Origin of the sequence: Comamonas testosteroni, from assembly GCF_014076415.1 — a bacterium.
Lineage (GTDB): Bacteria > Pseudomonadota > Gammaproteobacteria > Burkholderiales > Burkholderiaceae_C > Comamonas > Comamonas testosteroni_F.
In genome coordinates this window covers 5,904,054-5,920,335 of record NZ_CP043568.1, presented here as the reverse complement: position 1 = coordinate 5,920,335, position 16,282 = coordinate 5,904,054, and the positions used below count along the sequence as shown (strand labels likewise).

17 protein-coding genes are annotated in these 16,282 nt (G+C 62.4%); 12 read left to right on the top strand and 5 right to left on the bottom strand.

From position 1 onward, the window contains the following. Positions 1-27 precede the first annotated feature (27 nt). Complete coding sequence (locus F0P97_RS27270; RefSeq protein ID WP_182285105.1) at positions 28-519, bottom strand: MarR family winged helix-turn-helix transcriptional regulator; 492 nt, start codon at positions 517-519, stop codon at positions 28-30. Between the two features lie 138 nt (positions 520-657). Between F0P97_RS27270 and recA the strand changes: the two genes are divergently transcribed. The 3 genes from recA to F0P97_RS27255 all read left to right on the top strand — a co-directional run bounded on the left by recA (position 658) and on the right by F0P97_RS27255 (position 3,211). Beyond that, positions 658-1,767: a recombinase RecA gene (gene recA / locus F0P97_RS27265; protein WP_182285104.1), complete on the top strand. Its 1,110-nt coding sequence runs from the start codon at positions 658-660 to the stop codon at positions 1,765-1,767. A gap of 181 nt (positions 1,768-1,948) precedes the next feature. Further along, positions 1,949-2,425 (top strand): recombination regulator RecX, encoded by a 477-nt coding sequence (gene recX, locus F0P97_RS27260; protein WP_182285103.1) that lies wholly within the window; start codon positions 1,949-1,951, stop codon positions 2,423-2,425. 51 nt (positions 2,426-2,476) lie between these two features. Continuing rightward, positions 2,477-3,211, top strand: a complete 735-nt coding sequence (locus F0P97_RS27255) for a hypothetical protein (RefSeq protein WP_182285102.1) — start codon at positions 2,477-2,479, stop codon at positions 3,209-3,211. A gap of 25 nt (positions 3,212-3,236) precedes the next feature. Here F0P97_RS27255 and yddG read toward each other — a convergent pair whose 3' ends face one another. Then, complete coding sequence (gene yddG / locus F0P97_RS27250; RefSeq protein ID WP_182285101.1) at positions 3,237-4,157, bottom strand: aromatic amino acid DMT transporter YddG; 921 nt, start codon at positions 4,155-4,157, stop codon at positions 3,237-3,239. 200 nt (positions 4,158-4,357) lie between these two features. Next, positions 4,358-5,290, bottom strand: a complete 933-nt coding sequence (gene argC, locus F0P97_RS27245; protein WP_003060061.1) for an N-acetyl-gamma-glutamyl-phosphate reductase — start codon at positions 5,288-5,290, stop codon at positions 4,358-4,360. A gap of 472 nt (positions 5,291-5,762) precedes the next feature. On the opposite strand from argC, the gene sucC reads away from it, so the two are divergent. The 6 genes from sucC (at position 5,763) to F0P97_RS27215 (ending at position 10,372) form a co-directional block, all read left to right on the top strand. Beyond that, a complete protein-coding gene (gene sucC, locus F0P97_RS27240; RefSeq protein ID WP_003064741.1) occupies positions 5,763-6,923 on the top strand; it encodes an ADP-forming succinate--CoA ligase subunit beta in 1,161 nt (386 codons plus the stop codon). Between the two features lie 20 nt (positions 6,924-6,943). Continuing rightward, the gene (gene sucD / locus F0P97_RS27235; protein ID WP_003064739.1) at positions 6,944-7,843 is read left to right on the top strand and encodes a succinate--CoA ligase subunit alpha; all 900 of its coding nucleotides are present in this window, start codon (positions 6,944-6,946) and stop codon (positions 7,841-7,843) included. A gap of 145 nt (positions 7,844-7,988) precedes the next feature. Then, positions 7,989-8,681: a TerC family protein gene (locus F0P97_RS27230; RefSeq protein WP_182285100.1), complete on the top strand. Its 693-nt coding sequence runs from the start codon at positions 7,989-7,991 to the stop codon at positions 8,679-8,681. A 136-nt stretch (positions 8,682-8,817) separates the two neighbouring features. After that, on the top strand, positions 8,818-9,252 hold the full coding sequence (locus F0P97_RS27225) for a MerR family transcriptional regulator (protein ID WP_182285099.1): 435 nt from the start codon (positions 8,818-8,820) through the stop codon (positions 9,250-9,252). After that, positions 9,252-9,686, top strand: a complete 435-nt coding sequence (locus F0P97_RS27220) for a PaaI family thioesterase (protein WP_182285098.1) — start codon at positions 9,252-9,254, stop codon at positions 9,684-9,686. The genes F0P97_RS27225 and F0P97_RS27220 overlap by 1 nt, the downstream gene beginning before the upstream one ends. 116 nt (positions 9,687-9,802) lie before the next feature. Continuing rightward, the gene (locus F0P97_RS27215) at positions 9,803-10,372 is read left to right on the top strand and encodes a dihydrofolate reductase family protein (protein WP_182285097.1); all 570 of its coding nucleotides are present in this window, start codon (positions 9,803-9,805) and stop codon (positions 10,370-10,372) included. Here F0P97_RS27215 and F0P97_RS27210 read toward each other — a convergent pair. Then, complete coding sequence (locus tag F0P97_RS27210; RefSeq protein WP_182285096.1) at positions 10,369-11,253, bottom strand: DMT family transporter; 885 nt, start codon at positions 11,251-11,253, stop codon at positions 10,369-10,371. The genes F0P97_RS27215 and F0P97_RS27210 overlap by 4 nt on opposite strands. 232 nt (positions 11,254-11,485) lie before the next feature. Between F0P97_RS27210 and pyrF the strand changes: the two genes are divergently transcribed. The 3 genes from pyrF to F0P97_RS27195 all read left to right on the top strand — a co-directional run bounded on the left by pyrF (position 11,486) and on the right by F0P97_RS27195 (position 14,430). Continuing rightward, the gene (pyrF, locus tag F0P97_RS27205) at positions 11,486-12,313 is read left to right on the top strand and encodes an orotidine-5'-phosphate decarboxylase (RefSeq protein WP_182285095.1); all 828 of its coding nucleotides are present in this window, start codon (positions 11,486-11,488) and stop codon (positions 12,311-12,313) included. A 19-nt stretch (positions 12,314-12,332) separates the two neighbouring features. Continuing rightward, positions 12,333-13,241, top strand: a complete 909-nt coding sequence (locus F0P97_RS27200; protein ID WP_012840359.1) for a LysR family transcriptional regulator — start codon at positions 12,333-12,335, stop codon at positions 13,239-13,241. Between the two features lie 205 nt (positions 13,242-13,446). Next, complete coding sequence (locus tag F0P97_RS27195) at positions 13,447-14,430, top strand: Bug family tripartite tricarboxylate transporter substrate binding protein (protein ID WP_182285094.1); 984 nt, start codon at positions 13,447-13,449, stop codon at positions 14,428-14,430. Between the two features lie 633 nt (positions 14,431-15,063). Here the strand turns inward: F0P97_RS27195 and F0P97_RS27190 are convergent. Then, positions 15,064-16,236: an NAD(P)/FAD-dependent oxidoreductase gene (locus tag F0P97_RS27190; protein WP_182285093.1), complete on the bottom strand. Its 1,173-nt coding sequence runs from the start codon at positions 16,234-16,236 to the stop codon at positions 15,064-15,066. Positions 16,237-16,282 lie beyond the last annotated feature (46 nt).

Sequence of the window (16,282 nt, the reverse complement as noted above, 5' to 3'; positions counted from 1 at the left end):
TCGACAGCCGCTTACAGGTGTCGAATCTCAGTAGCCTTCGGCATAGGCTTCCAGGCCCAGCGCGACCACGGTGGCCACATCCGCTCCCACGGCTTCACGAAACTCGGCCTCGGCCTGGCTTACGGCGTCGTGAAAAGCCTGCAACCAGGCCAGACCGGCATCGGTGAAGCGTACGCGCCTGGCGCGCGCATCATGCGGGTCGGTCTCGCGCGTGACCAGGCCCCAGGCTTCGCACTGCGTCACCAAGTCGGCCATGGCCTGTTTGGTCATACCGGCCTTGTCGGCCAGATCGGTGAGCCGGTCGCCTGCCAGCGACAGATGGCGTGTGATGTGGATATGGGCTGCCCCCACCTTGTCGCGCGCCGCCAGGTTGGATAGCGCCAGCGGCACCTCCACTGCGCGCGCCATGAGCTGCAGCACGCGCGCATCGAAGCGGCGCATGGCATGGCCGAGCAAACGGCCCAGATGGGTCTGGCGCCAGGCATCGGCGGGCGGGGTGACGTGGGCTATTTCTGACATGGATAAATAGTAAGGCAAACTGACTAAATATTTCAATAAATATGCAGTATTGGCCTCTAAACTACTGTTCAAGCATCCAGCCTGAATGCAAAAACAGGACTGGCCACAGACAGTCATTCACCTACTCCGGAGCCTGATATGAACGCTATCGCCAAGACCAACGACGCCAACAGCGAAAAAGCCAAAGCCCTGGCTGCAGCCCTGGCCCAGATCGAAAAGCAGTTCGGCAAGGGCACCATCATGAAGCTCGGTGAAGGTGAAGCCATCGAAGACATTCAGGTCGTCTCCACCGGCTCTCTGGGTCTGGACATCGCTCTGGGCGTAGGTGGTCTGCCCCGTGGTCGCGTGATCGAAATCTACGGTCCCGAATCCTCGGGCAAGACCACGCTGACGCTGCAGGTCATTGCCGAGATGCAGAAGCAGGGCGGCACCTGCGCCTTTATCGACGCCGAACATGCGCTGGACACCAGCTACGCCCAGAAGCTGGGCGTGAACCTCAGCGACGTGCTGATCAGCCAGCCCGACACCGGTGAGCAGGCCCTGGAAATCTGCGACAGCCTGGTGCGCTCGGGTGCCGTGGACCTGATCGTCATCGACTCGGTGGCCGCCTTGACGCCCAAGGCCGAAATCGAAGGCGAGATGGGCGACGCCCTGCCCGGCCTGCAGGCCCGCCTGATGAGCCAGGCCCTGCGCAAGCTGACGGCCACCATCAAGAAGACCAACTGCATGGTCATCTTCATCAACCAGATCCGCATGAAGATCGGCGTGATGTTCGGTTCGCCCGAGACCACCACCGGCGGCAATGCGCTGAAGTTCTATGCCTCCGTGCGTCTGGATATCCGCCGCACCGGCACCATCAAGAAGGGCGACGAGGCCATCGGCAACGAAACCAAGGTCAAGGTCGTGAAGAACAAGGTCTCGCCCCCCTTCAAGACGGCAGAGTTCGACATTCTGTTTGGTGAAGGCATCAGCCGCGAAGGCGAGATTCTGGACATGGGCGTGAACGCCAAGATTCTGGAAAAGAGCGGTGCCTGGTATGCCTACAACGGCGAAAAAATCGGCCAGGGCCGCGACAACTCGCGTGAGTTCCTGCGCGAGAACCCCGCGCTGGCCATCGAAATCGAAAACAAGGTGCGCGATAGCCTGGGCATCAAGCTGCTGCCTGTGGAAGGTGCAGCGGCTGCCGAAGCCAAGCCTGTCAAGGGCGGCAAGGGCAAGGTGGACAAGGACGGAGTGATTGAAGGCTGATTCTTCCCTGAGGCGCTATGCGCCTTTCGCGAAAGGGGACGACATCCTCGCTGCGATGCGGCCCTTGCTTGATGTCCCTGGCTTGGTGAGCGCCAGTGTTTGAGTGCGGGCCTCATTGCTCAAAAGGTTTGCCATCTTTGCGCAGGTTCGTCCTGCGCCTTTTTGTTTCTGGAGATGTGTCGTGAGCTTTGCCAAGCTTTCACTCAAAGGCCGAGCCCTGAAGCTGCTGGGGCAGCGCGAGCATTCGCGGCTGGAGCTGCAGCGCAAGCTGGCGCCTTATGTGGAAGAGGGTGATGACCTGCAGGCCATTCTCGACGAGCTGGAAAAGCGCGGCTTCATCAGCGTGCAGCGGGTGGTGGATTCCGTCATTCACAGCAAGTCCAGTCGCTTTGGCACGGCGCGGCTGGTGCAGGAGTTGCGCAGCAAAGGGCTGGACGATGAAGTGGTGCGCAACGCGAGCGACCAACTGCGCGATACCGAGCTGGAACGCGCCCGCGAGCTGTGGCGCAAGCGCTTTGGTACGCCGCCTGCCGATATCAAGGAAAAAGCCAAGCAGCTGCGCTTCATGGCTTCGCGCGGCTTTTCTTCTGCCGTGGCATCGCGGGTTTTGCGCGAAGCTCCATACTCGGCGTTCGACGAAAGTGATGACGCGGGCTGAGAACTGCACGTAGCCGGCGACCGTTTGACTCCGTGATGGAAAGGACAATGCATGCCCTCAACTGCCTCGAATTCTGATACTCCGTCCGCATTGCGCGTGGGTCTGAGTGCCGGCAAATCGCTGCTGGGCGGCCTGATGCTGGGTGCCTTGCTAGCCCTGGTGCTGGGCTGCGGCGCGGCCGTGTTCTATTTCTCCCGCCTGATGGCCGATCCTGGCCAAGGCATTCATGCCTCGGCACATACCGGCATCTACGGCGCCGTGATCAGCCTGCTGATGTCGCCCCCGTTGCTGGTGGCCGTGGTGCTGATCTTCATCATCCCCGCCTACCTCATGGTCGGTCTGCAGCTGGGCCGCGCCCGCGCGGCAGGCAAGCTGGTGGCGCGCTACGGCCAGGGCCTGGCCGAGCGTCTGGCGGCCATGCTGGCACAGCGCATCGAGGCCCTGCCCAGTGCCCATCAGGCCCTGCACAAGGCGGCCGACCTGCTCACCGTGGGCGCGGCGATGGAGCATCTGCAGCCCTGGGTGGGCAACGGGCGTGCCGTGCAGTTCGTGGTGCGCAGCGTGCTCAATCGCCTGCCGCTGGCCGACCTGCTCGAGGAATGGGGCCACACGCGCGCCCAGTGGGGCAGCGAAGGCGGCAAGGACGATCCGGCGCTGCGCGCCTTTCTGGGCGCCCGCATCCAGGAGATGCTGCAGGCTCTGACCGAGCCGCCCTGGACGCTGCTGTGGATCTTGCTGGCCGGGCATGCCGCCGTGCTCGGCTTGGGCATCTGGCTGACGGTCTGAGGGCCCGGGCGGGCGCGGTGCCGGCCTAATCCCGGCTGCTGCGCGTTGCCCACCAGCAGACCAGCGAACCCAGCGTTACCAGTGCCACGCCTTGCCAGAAGCTCCAGCCCGGCAGCACCTGCAGCAGGGCGCTGGCCATCAGCGCCGAGAGCACGGGCGTGAAATAGGACGCCGCAGCCAGCAGGGCCAGCTTGCCATGCTGGATGCCGTGCTCCCAGCAGCTGTAGCCCAGTGCCGTGAGCGCCCCGACCAGCAAGACCTGGCCGGCGGTCGGCCAGGTCCAGAGCATGGGCTGTGGCTCGCCCAGCATCAGCCATTTGAGCCACAGTGCGATGGCAGTCCAAGTCACGAACAGGCCTACGGCGTTGAAGCCTGCGCCATAGCGGCGCGCCAGCAGCGAGTAGGTCGGCCAGAGCAGGGCGGCCGCAAAACCCATGCCATAGGCCAGCGGGTTGCCCAGCACATGGCTCCACATGACCGGCAGGCTGAAGCTGTCGCCGCCCAGCACGCGCGCCAGACCCCACAGGCAGATCAGCACGCCTGGCCACAGCCACCAGCGAGCCGCCTGCTGGCCGCACAGCACAGCCAGCACGATGGTGAGGCTGGGCCAGAGATAGTTGATGAGCCCGATTTCCATGGCCTGGCTGCGGTCGTGGGCCAGGCCCACGGCTACGGACAGGCAGATTTCATAGACCACGAACAGCAGGCCGCAGCCCCAGAGATAGGCAGGGTGCATGCTGCGCCAGCGTGCCAGCTCGCGCCAGCCTTTGCGCCCGCGTGCTGCGGCAATGCAGATGGCGGCCATGGTGTAGAGGCAGGCCGCGCCGCCGACGGCGCCCAGCGGCTCGGCCACGGCACGCATCAGGCCCACGGTGCAGCTCCAGCAGAGCACGGCCAGCAGGCCGATGAGCGTGGCACGCCGGGCGGCGGCTTCAGTGGGGTTCATGAGGATGCGCTTTTAAAACAGGAGCTCTGTGCGCAATATAGACAATGATTCGATGCATCTTCTGCATTGAACTCCTTGGCTGAAGAGCGCTGCAAGCTATTGATTTTATTGTTTGTCCGGAGCGGGGCCAAGTGCTGATCGTCGCCGCGAAGTCAATAAAAAACGGCCCTTAGGGCCGTTTCAGCAGATGCGGGGCGTGTTCAGAGACCCAGCATGATCTGCAGGTTCTGCACGGCGGCGCCGCTGGCACCCTTGCCCAGATTGTCCAGACGCGCGATCAGCACGGCCTGGCGGTATTGCTCGTTGGCAAACACGCGCAACTCCAGCTTGTTGGTATTGGCCAGGGTGTCGGCGGCCAGCTTGTTGTCGTCCGTGGGCGGCAGCACGCTGACCCAGTTGGCGCTGGTGTTGGTCTGGGCGTAATGGCTGGCCAGTGCATCGTGCAGGTCGGCGGCCTTGGGTGCGCCGGGCAGCAGATCCAGGTGCAGCGGCAGCTGCACCAGCATGCCCTGGGCAAAGTTGCTCACGGCGGGGATGAACACGGGGCGGCGGGTCATGCCGGTGTAGTGCAGGATTTCGGGAATGTGCTTGTGCGACAGGCCCAGCGCGTAGGCCTCGTAAGGGGCGGCATCACCGCCTTCATAGGCTTCGATCATGGTGCGGCCGCCGCCGGTGTAGCCGGACACGGAGGGCAGGCTCACGGGGTAGTCGGCGGGAATCAGGCCGGCAGCCACCAGCGGTGCCAGCAGGGCGATGGCGCCCGTGGCGTAGCAGCCGGGGTTGGAGACGCGGGTGGCGTTCTTCACTGCGTCGAGCTGGCCGGCACGCAGTTCTGGGAAGCCGTAGACCCAGCCTGCGGCCGTGCGATGGGCGGTGGAGGCGTCGATGATCTTGATGGCGCGGCCGGTTTCGGCGGTGATGGAGTCCACCATGGCTGCCGTTTCACGGGCGGCATCGTCATGCAGGCAGAGGATGACCAGATCCACACCGGCAATCAGAGAGCGTTTGGCGGCCGGGTCCTTGCGCAGTGCGGGGTCGATGCTGACCAGTTCCACACCTGCAAAATCGACCAGACGATCACGGATCTGCAGACCCGTGGTTCCTGCTTCTCCGTCAATAAAGACTTTTGCCATTGCATTTTCTCCTGCACCGGCGCGCGCATTTCTTGGTTTCTATGCCGCTGCCTGCGGCACCATTGCCGCTTTCCGAGCGGTGATTGTCCTTGAATCTCGTCAGGGATGTGCACTGCCTGTCTTTTAGGCAAGTCCTGCGCGAATGGCCCAGTAGACGTAGCAGCTATTCGCGGTTGTCAGCACATTGCCAGCCGCTGCTTCAATGTCCTTAACTCGTATATAAGACATAAGAAAGTTGCGGGAAGAAAAGATATCGTGTAGGAATAATTTCCCTAAAGAATTCAAGGCATTGCAGCTGTTTCAGGAACACGACAAAGTTGCGTGAAATTGTGGATTCTGCGCATGTTCAGGTGTCGTTTTGCGCGGTGCAGCATGGTACATTCCTGCTCGCCATGTCATATGAACCCGATGGCCAGGCTCCCCCGAGTCGGTGGCAAGCGGGTATTTCCCCTCAGTTCAGAGAGACAAAGTCATGAAGATTCATGAATACCAAGGCAAGGAAATCTTGCGCCAATTTGGTGTGCCCGTTCCCCGTGGCATTCCTGCGTTTACCGTGCAAGAGGCTGTTGAAGCAGCCCAGAAGCTGGGTGGACCCGTGTGGGTGGTGAAGGCCCAGATCCACGCTGGTGGCCGCGGCAAGGGCGGCGGCGTGAAGGTTGCCAAGTCCATCGAGGACGTGCAAAAGCTGTCCGAGCAGATCCTGGGCATGCAACTGGTGACTCACCAGACCGGCCCTGAAGGTCAGAAGGTTCGCCGCCTGTACATCGAAGACGGCGCCGACATCAAGAACGAACTGTATGTGTCGCTGGTGACTGACCGTGCCACGCAGAAGGTTGCCCTGATCGCTTCCAGCGAAGGCGGCATGGACATCGAGGAAGTGGCTCACTCCACTCCCGAAAAGATCATCACCGAGATGATCGACCCCCTGACCGGCATCACCGAAGCGCAATCGCGCAAGGTGGCAGCTGCCATCGGTCTGGAAGGCAAGTCCGTGGACCAGGCCGTGGATCTGTTCGCCAAGATCTACAAGTGCTATATGGACACCGACGCGTCGCTGGTGGAAATCAACCCCCTGAACTGCGACTCCAAGGGCGACCTGATGGCCCTGGACGCCAAGTTCAACTTTGACCCCAACGCCCTGTTCCGTCACCCCGAAATCGTGGCCTTCCGCGATCTGGACGAAGAAGACGCTGCCGAAATCGAAGCCTCCAAGTTCGATCTGGCCTACATCTCCCTGGACGGCAACATCGGCTGCCTGGTGAACGGCGCCGGTCTGGCCATGGCCACCATGGACACCATCAAGCTGTTCGGCGGCGAACCTGCCAACTTCCTGGACGTGGGCGGCGGCGCTACGGCCGAGAAGGTGACCGAAGCCTTCAAGATCATGCTCAAGAACCCTGAAGTCAAGGGTATTCTGGTCAATATCTTCGGCGGCATCATGAAGTGCGACACCATCGCCACCGGCGTGGTCACTGCCTGCAAGGCCGTGAACCTGAGCGTGCCTCTGGTCGTGCGCATGAAGGGCACCAACGAAGAACTGGGCAAGCAAATCCTCAAGGATTCCGGCCTGCCCATCATCGCTGCCGACACCATGGCTGAAGCAGCGACCAAGATCGTTGCTGCCGTTAAGTAATACGCCCCGGAGATAGAAACATGTCGATCTTTATCAACAAAGACACCAAGGTCATCACCCAGGGCATTACTGGCAAGACCGGTCAGTTCCACACTGAAAAGTGCCAGGAATACGCGAACGGCAAGAACTGCTTCGTGGCAGGCGTGAACCCCAAGAAGGCTGGCGAAAAGATTTTCGACATCCCAATCTTTGGTTCCGTCAAGGACGCTGCCAAGGAAACCGGCGCTACCGTGTCCGTGATCTATGTGCCTCCCGCAGGCGCTGCTGCTGCCATCTGGGAAGCCGTTGAAGCCGATCTGGACCTGGCCATCTGCATCACCGAAGGCATCCCCGTTCGCGACATGCTGGAAGTGCGCAACAAGATGAAGGCCAAGGAAGCTGCCGGCGGCAAGAAGACCCTGCTGCTGGGCCCCAACTGCCCCGGTCTGATCACGCCTGACGAAATCAAGATCGGCATCATGCCCGGTCACATCCACAAGAAGGGCCGCGTGGGCGTGGTGTCCCGTTCCGGCACGCTGACTTACGAAGCCGTGGCTCAGCTGACCGAACTGGGCATTGGCCAGTCCTCCGCCGTCGGTATCGGTGGCGACCCCATCAACGGTCTGAAGCACATCGACGTGATGCGCGCTTTCAACGACGATCCCGACACCGATGCCGTGATCATGATCGGTGAAATCGGCGGTCCCGACGAAGCTGAAGCTGCCCAGTGGTGCAAGGCCAACATGAAGAAGCCTATCGTGGGCTTCATCGCTGGCGTGACTGCGCCTCCCGGCAAGCGCATGGGCCACGCAGGTGCCCTGATCTCCGGCGGTGCCGACACGGCTGACGCCAAGCTGGCCATCATGGAAGAGTGCGGCTTCACCATCACCCGCAACCCTTCCGAAATGGGTCGCCTGCTGCAAGGCCTGCTGAAGAAGTAAGCCAGTGCAAAAGTTCGTGATACAGCGTTGAATTTACGCAGTATTACGAACTGGCAAGATGGGCTTCGCGCCCTACACTGCCTCCACTCTTAAAAGAAAGCGCCGCGCAATGCGGCGCTTTCATATTCAAAACAGTGGAGTCATCATGGAAATGCTCAATAGCGCCGATTTCTGGATCGGCCTGGTGAAGATCATCTGGATCAACATCATCCTCTCCGGCGACAACGCCGTGGTCATCGCATTGGCCGCGCGCTCTCTTCCCCCTGAACAGCAAAAGAAAGCCATCATGTTCGGCTCCGGCGCCGCCGTGGTGCTGCGTATCGTGCTGACCGTGGTGGCTGCCAAGCTGCTGGAGCTCTCCTTCCTGCAGGTCGTGGGCGGCTGCCTGCTGCTGTGGATCGGCTATCAGCTGCTGACTGGCGACGAAGACGGCGAGGGCGAGTCCAAGGGCCATGGCTCCATGATGACCGCCATCCGTACCATCCTGATCGCCGACCTGGTGATGAGCCTGGACAACGTGATTGCCGTGGCCGCCACCGCCCAGGGCAATATGGTGCTGCTGATCCTGGGCCTGGCCATCTCCATTCCCCTGGTGATCTTCGGCTCCACGCTGATGATCAAGCTCATGGAGCGCTTCCCCGTCATCGTCACGCTGGGCGCGGCGCTGATCGGCTGGGTGGGTGGCGAGACCATCGTCAACGACAACCTGCTGCATGGCTACACCATGGCTCACCCCTGGCTGCACTATGCCGCTGCTGCAGCGGGCGCCGTGCTGGTGGTCGGACTGGGCAAGTTCATGCAGGCACGCTCTATCAAGAAGGAAGTCGCCGCGGCCTGATCGCCCCGGAAGTCTTTCCCCAAAAAACGCACCGTGGTTCCACGGTGCGTTTTTTTATGGCCGCAGCACGGACGACAAACTGTGTGACCATGGCTTCCAACCTTCGTGTAACCCCAGGCTTGTTAGCCTTGTCGCCATGCAGATATCGGAACTTGCCAGCCTGTCGGGTGTGTCCGTGCACGCCATTCGCCACTATGAGAGTCTGGGCCTGATTGCCGCCAGTCGGCGCCCATCCGGCTACCGCGAGTTCGATGACAGCGTGATCCGCGAGCTGCGATTCATCGCCATGTCGCGGCAATGTGGCTTCTCTCTGGCGCAGATCGCCGAAGTGCTGCCGGCCTATCGTCGCAAGACACTGACGGCAGCCCAGATGATTGCCAGGCTTGCGGAGCGCATTGCCGAACTGGATGCGGAGATTGCCCAGCGGCGCGCACTGCGCAAGCACCTGGTTTCACATATCGCATGGTTCGGCGAGCGCGAGCCGCAGCCAGCCTCGAAGCCAGGATTTCCGCGTGTTCGTGCGCGCGGCAGTGACGAGGCCGGTTCATCCGGCCGGAGCAGGAGGAAGTGATGACACCGCAGAACGAACACTTTGCCCGAGATATCAGGGCGTTGGTGCTGTCCATGCCAGTGGCGCAGATGCTGCAACTGCGCTTTGAGCGCATAGAGCCGGGCGAGGTCGATCTCTGTCTGCCCTACCAGGAAAGTCTGAGTTTCAAGCCCGGCCAGTTGCAGGCAACGCCGGTCTTTGCCGTCGCAGACTTTGCCGCAGTATCGGCGGCAGGGACGCTGCTGCCGACTGGCTGGTTCAATGCCACGATCGACTGCAGCATCAAATACCTGGCGGCGGCCAATGGCACGAGCTTGCTGGCACGTGGCCGCGTCATCCAGGCCAGCAAGCTGCTGACAGTGGCCCGGGCGGATGTGTTTTCCTGCCGCGAAGGACAGGAGCTGCTGTGCGCCACCATGCTGGCCACGGCACGGAATCTGCCCCCGGCACAGTAAGAGGCCTTTTGAGGCGCTGTAGCGCCGCAATGGTGGATGCTACCGAGACTGATTTTTCTCGATAGCGGGCCTGTAACCAACCGAGTCAGCGCCTTCAAGGCAAACTACAGCCCATCATGAAGACCCAGTACTACACCGCTTCCAGCCTGGACGGCTTTCTTGCCACCGAGGACGACTCCCTGGACTGGCTGTTTCCCCTGGGCAGTCTGACGGAGTCCAGCTATCCGGGCTTTATTGCACAGGTCGGTGCGCTGGCCATGGGCTCGTCCACCTATGAGTGGATGGTCCGCAACGCCGATGCTGTGAAGCGGGAAACCGGCGCGGCCTGGCCTTATGCGCAGCCTGCCTGGGTCTTCTCCAGCCGCCAGCTGCCGTTGATAGAGGGAGCCGATGTGCGTTTTGTCAGCGGCGATGTGCGGCCCGTGCTGGCAGGCATGAGGGCTGCAGCCGGCGACAGGAACATCTGGATCGTGGGGGGTGGAGATCTGGCAGGTCAGTTCCATGACGCGGGCCTGCTGGACGAGGTGATTGTGCAGATCGGTTCGGCCACTCTGGGCCGTGGCAAGCCTTTGTTCCCGCGCCGCGTACTGAGTCCCGTGCTGCAGCTGCAGTCCGTGCAGCAGATGGGCCCGGGAATGGCCGAGCTGCGCTACACCGTGTGCAAAACGCAGCCACCTGCGAACTAACGGCTGCTTTTGGCAGGCCAGAGCACCGAAGCAATTGCCACCACCATCAGGCAGACGGCAGTCCAGTCCTGCCAGTGCAAGACCTCGCCCAGCCACCAGGCGCCCACAAAAACGCCGAGCACCGGAATCATCATCACGCTCAGCGTGGAGGCCACGGGCGGCAGGCTGCGGGCCAGATAGAACCACACGGCCTGGGCAAAGCCCAGCACCAGCACACCATTGAAAGCGATGGCAGCCAGGGCGCTCTGGTCGGGCATATGCCATTGCTGGCGCTCGAAAACAAAGGCCAGCACGGTCAGCACCACGGTGGTGATGGCCACCATCCACAGCGACAGCGTCATCAGCGGCACCGGTGCCTCGGTACGGCGCAGCAGCTGCGTGCCCCAGGCCCAGCCGGCGGCGGCGATCAGCATCAGCATCACGCCCAGGGGCTTGCTGCCCAGAGCGCCAACCTCATGCCACAGCAGCAGCAGCACGCCGGCGAAGGCTGCTCCCACGCCGGCCCAGGCGCGTGCGCCCAGCCTGTCCTTGAAGAACAGGCTGCCGAACACGGCCGAGAAGATGGGCATGGTGTAGCCCAGAATCGCCGCGCGCCCGCTGGACAGCGTGGGGATGGCAATGATGATCAGGCAGTGCCAGAGCACCATATTGAACAGCGTGAGCTTGGCCAGCTGGCCCCAGTAGCTGCGCGGTATGTTCAGCGGCAAGCGCTGGCTGATCACAAGCAGGGCCAGAATCGGCAGGCCTATCCACATGCTGACCATGCGAAAGCTCAGCGGCGGAAAATGCTGCACGCCGAGCTTCATCACCGGCCAGTTCAGGCCCCAGACGATGGTGAGCAGAACGAGAAGAATGAGCTGTTTGGGCGTGAACGAAGGCATGGGGCTGGATTATCTCCCCCCGGGATGACTTTCTCCCCCTGTGGCGCTTCGCGCCTTCCCCCTCTCTCTACGCGCTGCGCGCTATGGGAGGGGGACGACAGCCTCGCTGCGGGGCGGCGGGGCCGCCCAGGCCCTTGCTCGCTGTCTCTCCACTGGTGTGTGCCAAGTTTGACGTCTTGCTGCAAAACCTGTGGCAAGGCTTGGAAGGGGTGAACAATTAAAATCCCCCTTTATGACTTTTATCGACATGCTGCGCGACGCGTCCACGCGCAATGACTCCATGCTGTGCGTGGGTCTGGACCCCGAACCCAGCCGCTTCCCCGGTGCCATGAAGGGCGATACTTCCAAGATCTACGACTTCTGTGCAGCCATCGTCGATGCCACCCATGATCTGGTCAACAGCTTCAAGCCCCAGATCGCCTACTTTGCCGCTCACCGTGCCGAAGACCAGCTCGAAAAGCTGATGGAGCACATGCGTCGCGTGGCACCCCATGTGCCCGTGATTCTGGATGCCAAGCGCGGCGATATCGGCTCCACCGCCGAGCAATACGCCAAGGAAGCCTTCGAGCGCTATGGCGCCGATGCCGTGACGCTCTCTCCCTTCATGGGATTCGACTCCATCACGCCCTATCTCAAGTACGAGGGCAAGGGAGCTTTTTTGCTGTGCCGCACCTCCAACCCCGGCGGTGACGATCTGCAGGCCCAGGTCCTGGCCGATGTGCCTGGCAACCCCCATATGTTCGAGCATGTGGCCAAGCTGGCCCAGGGCCCCTGGAACACCAACGGCCAGCTGGGCCTGGTGGTGGGGGCAACCCGTCCCAACGAGATCGAGCGCGTGCGTGCCGTGGCTCCCACCTTGCCGCTGCTGATTCCCGGCGTGGGTGCACAGGGCGGCGATGCCGTGGCAACCGTCAAGGCGGCCCGCATCGGCGGCGGGCCCATCATCATCAACTCCTCGCGCGCCATCCTGTACGCAGGGCAGGGCGACGACTTTGCCAAGGCTGCACGCGAAGCCGCCATCGCCACGCGCGCCACGCTGCAGGCTGCAGCCCAGAGCTGAGCCAGGGTAGGCTCTGGCCATGCAAAGCAAATGGCTGGAAGACTTTCTGCTTCTGGCTCAGGAGCGCAGCTTCACGCGTGCGGCGGAGCTGCGTCATGTCACCCATCCCGCCTTCGGCCGGCGCATTCGTGCGCTGGAGGCATGGGCTGGAACGCCGCTGATCGAAGCGGGCGGCGGGCCGGTTCGTCTCACCCCGGCCGGAGAAGCCTTCCGCGACACCGCCGAGCAGATGGTGCGTACCCTGGCCCAGTCGCATGACGAGCTGCAGGCCGTGGCCGGTCGGCAGGCCCATGTGATCACGCTGGCCACGGGACGTACCCTGGCGCGCACCATCGTGGCCGACTGGCTGGCGCGCTACGGCAGCGTGCTGCAGACGGCGGAGATGCGCATCGTCACCCGCACACTCGACGAAACCGTGCACATGCTGCAGCGCGGCGAGGTCAGCTTTGCCCTGCTCTATCACCATGCGGCCATTGCCGTGCGGCTGGATGGCCGTCAGTTCAGCTATCTGACGGTGATGAGCGACAAGCTGGTGCCCGTGGCCCGGGCCGATGCCGAAGGCAAGCCCTTGTTTGCACTGGCGCAGGCCCTGCTGCCCGGTGCCAGCCCCGTGCCTTATCTGGCGTTCTCGCACAGCATGGCGCTGGGGCGGCTGGCCGAAGACCATCTGGCCAGCCATCCGCTGTGGCCGCGCCTGCGCCGCTGCATCGAATGCGATTCGGCGGATGCCAATTACGAGTACGTGCTCAAGGGTCTGGGCGTGGCCTGGATGCCCTGGTCCATGGTGCAGCGCGATTGCCAGGACGGTCGTCTGGCGCTGGCCGGCGACGGCAGTCTGGACGTGCATTTCGATGTGCGGCTCTATCGGCCCAAACGCCGCCTGAGCACCGCTGCGGAGCAGTTCTGGACCGATATCACCGGTCAGTAAATGAGCAGTCACTCCTTTTTTGCCTGCGGCCAGAATTGAAGCTTGAAAAACAACAGCCGGTATCGAGCGCCTGACGACGTTGCTCCCTCTCGATTTGCCCGGGAGTACCTTGATGTGCTGAAATGGCACTGAAATGTGCCAGATCGGCACTGAAAGGTTCTCTCCGTATTCGGACAATTGCCTCATACAGATTCGGAATAGTTTCATGCAGAACACAAACATCCTCCGCCGTACCGCCATCGCTGCGGGCCTGCTGCTGGGCGCTGCCGTGGCAGTGCCTGCCATCGCCGCCGACAACTATCCCAGCAAGGCCATCACCATGGTCGTGGGCTACCCGGCCGGCGGCAGCACCGACCTGGTCGGTCGTCTGGTGGCCGACGGCCTGGCCAAGCATCTGGGCCAGCCCGTGGTGGTGGAAAACCTGGGCGGTGCCGGTGGCGCCATCGGTGCGCAAAAAGTGGCCAAGGCCCCTGCCGACGGTTACACCATCATGGTGGGCGCCAACAATGAGCTGGCCATCGCCAGGCTCATCAACAAGGCCGTGAAGTACAACATTGGCGACTTCACTCCCATCGGTCTGGTGGGCTCCCAGCCCATGGTACTGGTCGCATCGCACAAGGCCGGCGTGAAGAACGCGGCCGAGTTCGTGAGCCTGGTGTCCAAGAACCCCGACAAGTTCAGCTACGGCAGCTCCGGCGTGGGCACGGCGCTGCACCTGGCCGGCGAGCTGGTCAAGGAGCAGGGCAAGCTGCACATGACCCATGTGCCTTACAAGGGCGTTGCGCCGCTGACCACCGACCTGGTGGGAAACAACATCGAGTTCGGCGTGTTCGTGCTGTCCTCGGGTCTGCCCCATATCAAGGCCGGCAAGGTCGTGGCCCTGGGTACGACCGAAGGCAAGCGCTCGGCCATCACCCCCGATATTCCGGCCCTCTCCGAGCTGCCCCAGTTCAAGAATGTGGACATCAACAGCTGGTTTGCGCTGATGGCCCCCAAGGGCCTGCCCGCTCCCATCGCCGCCAAGCTGAAGAAGGCGCTGGAAGACACCATGGCTTCGCCCGAGTTCCGCAAGAAGATGGAAGAGACCGGCAATGTGGTGGCCGATCCCAAGGTGGATGCCGGCAAGTACATCAATACCGAGATTGCCAAGTACTCGAAGATTGTTCAGTTCGCCAAGATCGAGAACTGATCTTGCTTTGACTGGCGGCCTGAGGTCGCCTAGGTTGGGAAACGGCTTGTGCCTCTGGGGCGCAGGCCGTTTTTGTTTTTTCTGCTGATTGCAGGACAGAGGGCGGGTCTCGGCCCGCCTTGCCGACTCACTTTCTTGCCGGTGGCGGGGGGGCCGCCCCCAAGAAAGTAGGCAAAGAACACCGCCCCTACTGCCCACGCCCCCTTCGCTACGCTACTGGGTAACCTGTGCCGTCAACCTCTTGTGGCTGTTCGGCAAAACTCACGGCGTTCAAACACGTTGCCGTAAAAGTGATGACGATGCTGTTGCACTCTACGGTGCAACTGCGCGCCACAACAGGCTGCCTTCGCAGGCGTGGGCACAAGGTGCAATACCGAATGTGGGATAGCTTCTTTGAAAAATTAATAGCTGTTGCTGCAATCCAGATAAGCGCTAGAGCCTGATTTCGTCATGGCTTTGGCAGGCTTGCCCGTAGCGAAGCGCAGGGACGCAGATAGTCGGGACGTGTTCTTTTGCCTTCTTTTCTTGCACGAGCAAGAAAAGAAGGGCGGCCGGCGGGCCGAGACCCGCCCTCAGCACGGGAATCAGGCAAAAATCAGGCAATAGCCCAAACTCATCAAGCGCTACCCGCTATCAATCCTGATGCACTCGCTGGCATCTCGCAGGCGACACCGCCCCCACATTCACCTTCTGCGCGGCCAGCGCCGCATCCAGCGTTTCGCCGAGCAGCAGATTGCGTGCCAGCAGGCTGTAGCCGGCGGCGCTCTGGATGCCATAGCCGCCCTGGGCGGCGACCCAGAAAAATCCCGGCACAGGCGTGGGCGAGGCATCCCAGCCTATCACCAGCTCGCCATCGGCGACAAAGCTGCGCAGGCCGGCCCAGGTATGCGAGGGGCGGCGGATTTGCAGCGTGGTGGCTTCCTCTATGTGATAGATGCCGGTGGCAATGTCCAGCTCTTCGGGCACGACATCGTGCGGTGCCACGGGGTCTGCATTGGCGGGTGAGCCCAGCAACTGGCCGGCGTCGGGCTTGATGTACCAGTTTTCATCGGCGCTGATGATGGCGGGCCAGTGCGTGGCATCCATGCCTTCGGGGGCCGGGAAAGTGAAGGCGCTGCGGCGCTTGGGCGTGATGCCGATGGGAGCCGCACCCACCATGGCGGCCACGACATCCACCCAGGCCCCGGCAGCGTTGACGATGACCTTGGCACGAAGGCTCAGCCCCTGGGGCAGGGCAATGTGCCAGCAGTCGTTGACGCGGGTGATGGCCTGGACCTCGGCGTTGCACCACAGGTCGCCGCCGCGCTGGCGCAGGCCGCGGATATAGCCCTGGTGCAGGCCGTGCACATCGATATCGCGTGCGCCGGTGTCCAGAAAACCGTCCACCAAGACCTCGGTATCGAGCACGGGAACCAGGGTCTTGAGTTGCTCGGCGCTCAGGCGCTGGGCCTCGGGGGAGTGGATGGTGGCTTCTGCATAGGCTGCATCGACCAGATCCTTTTGCTCGGCCGTGCCGACATAGAGCACGCCGCGCGGCGTGAGGATGGGAGCTTCGGCAAAACCGGCCGGCGGCGCATCGTAGAAGGCGCGGCTGGCGCGGGTCAGGGCCTGTACCTGGGCGGGGCCGTAATGCTCTTCAAACAGTGCGGCCGAGCGGCCGGTAGTGTGATAGCCGGGCTGGGATTCGCGCTCCAGCACCAGCACGGAAGGCGGAGTATCGCCACCCGACTGCGCCAGTTGCCAGGCGGCGGATACACCGGCCATGCCGGCCCCCACGATGACGAAATCCCAGATATCTTTCTGCATTGTTTCTCTCCTCGCTGCAAGTAGCTATGGTTTGCATAGCTGCTTG

Excerpts from the sequence above, each read along its gene's own strand:
- F0P97_RS27225 (WP_182285099.1), top strand. The coding sequence starts at position 8,818 with ATGCAGATATCGGAACTTGCCAGCCTGTCGGGTGTGTCCGTGCACGCC.
- F0P97_RS27215 (WP_182285097.1), top strand. The coding sequence starts at position 9,803 with ATGAAGACCCAGTACTACACCGCTTCCAGCCTGGACGGCTTTCTTGCC.
- yddG (WP_182285101.1), bottom strand. The coding sequence starts at position 4,157 with ATGAACCCCACTGAAGCCGCCGCCCGGCGTGCCACGCTCATCGGCCTG.
- sucD (WP_003064739.1), top strand. The coding sequence starts at position 6,944 with ATGTCGATCTTTATCAACAAAGACACCAAGGTCATCACCCAGGGCATT.
- F0P97_RS27210 (WP_182285096.1), bottom strand. The coding sequence starts at position 11,253 with ATGCCTTCGTTCACGCCCAAACAGCTCATTCTTCTCGTTCTGCTCACC.
- F0P97_RS27255 (WP_182285102.1), top strand. The coding sequence starts at position 2,477 with ATGCCCTCAACTGCCTCGAATTCTGATACTCCGTCCGCATTGCGCGTG.
- F0P97_RS27270 (WP_182285105.1), bottom strand. The coding sequence starts at position 519 with ATGTCAGAAATAGCCCACGTCACCCCGCCCGCCGATGCCTGGCGCCAG.
- F0P97_RS27190 (WP_182285093.1), bottom strand. The coding sequence starts at position 16,236 with ATGCAGAAAGATATCTGGGATTTCGTCATCGTGGGGGCCGGCATGGCC.
- F0P97_RS27220 (WP_182285098.1), top strand. The coding sequence starts at position 9,252 with ATGACACCGCAGAACGAACACTTTGCCCGAGATATCAGGGCGTTGGTG.
- sucC (WP_003064741.1), top strand. The coding sequence starts at position 5,763 with ATGAAGATTCATGAATACCAAGGCAAGGAAATCTTGCGCCAATTTGGT.
- F0P97_RS27230 (WP_182285100.1), top strand. The coding sequence starts at position 7,989 with ATGGAAATGCTCAATAGCGCCGATTTCTGGATCGGCCTGGTGAAGATC.
- recA (WP_182285104.1), top strand. The coding sequence starts at position 658 with ATGAACGCTATCGCCAAGACCAACGACGCCAACAGCGAAAAAGCCAAA.
- F0P97_RS27200 (WP_012840359.1), top strand. The coding sequence starts at position 12,333 with ATGCAAAGCAAATGGCTGGAAGACTTTCTGCTTCTGGCTCAGGAGCGC.
- F0P97_RS27195 (WP_182285094.1), top strand. The coding sequence starts at position 13,447 with ATGCAGAACACAAACATCCTCCGCCGTACCGCCATCGCTGCGGGCCTG.
- pyrF (WP_182285095.1), top strand. The coding sequence starts at position 11,486 with ATGACTTTTATCGACATGCTGCGCGACGCGTCCACGCGCAATGACTCC.
- argC (WP_003060061.1), bottom strand. The coding sequence starts at position 5,290 with ATGGCAAAAGTCTTTATTGACGGAGAAGCAGGAACCACGGGTCTGCAG.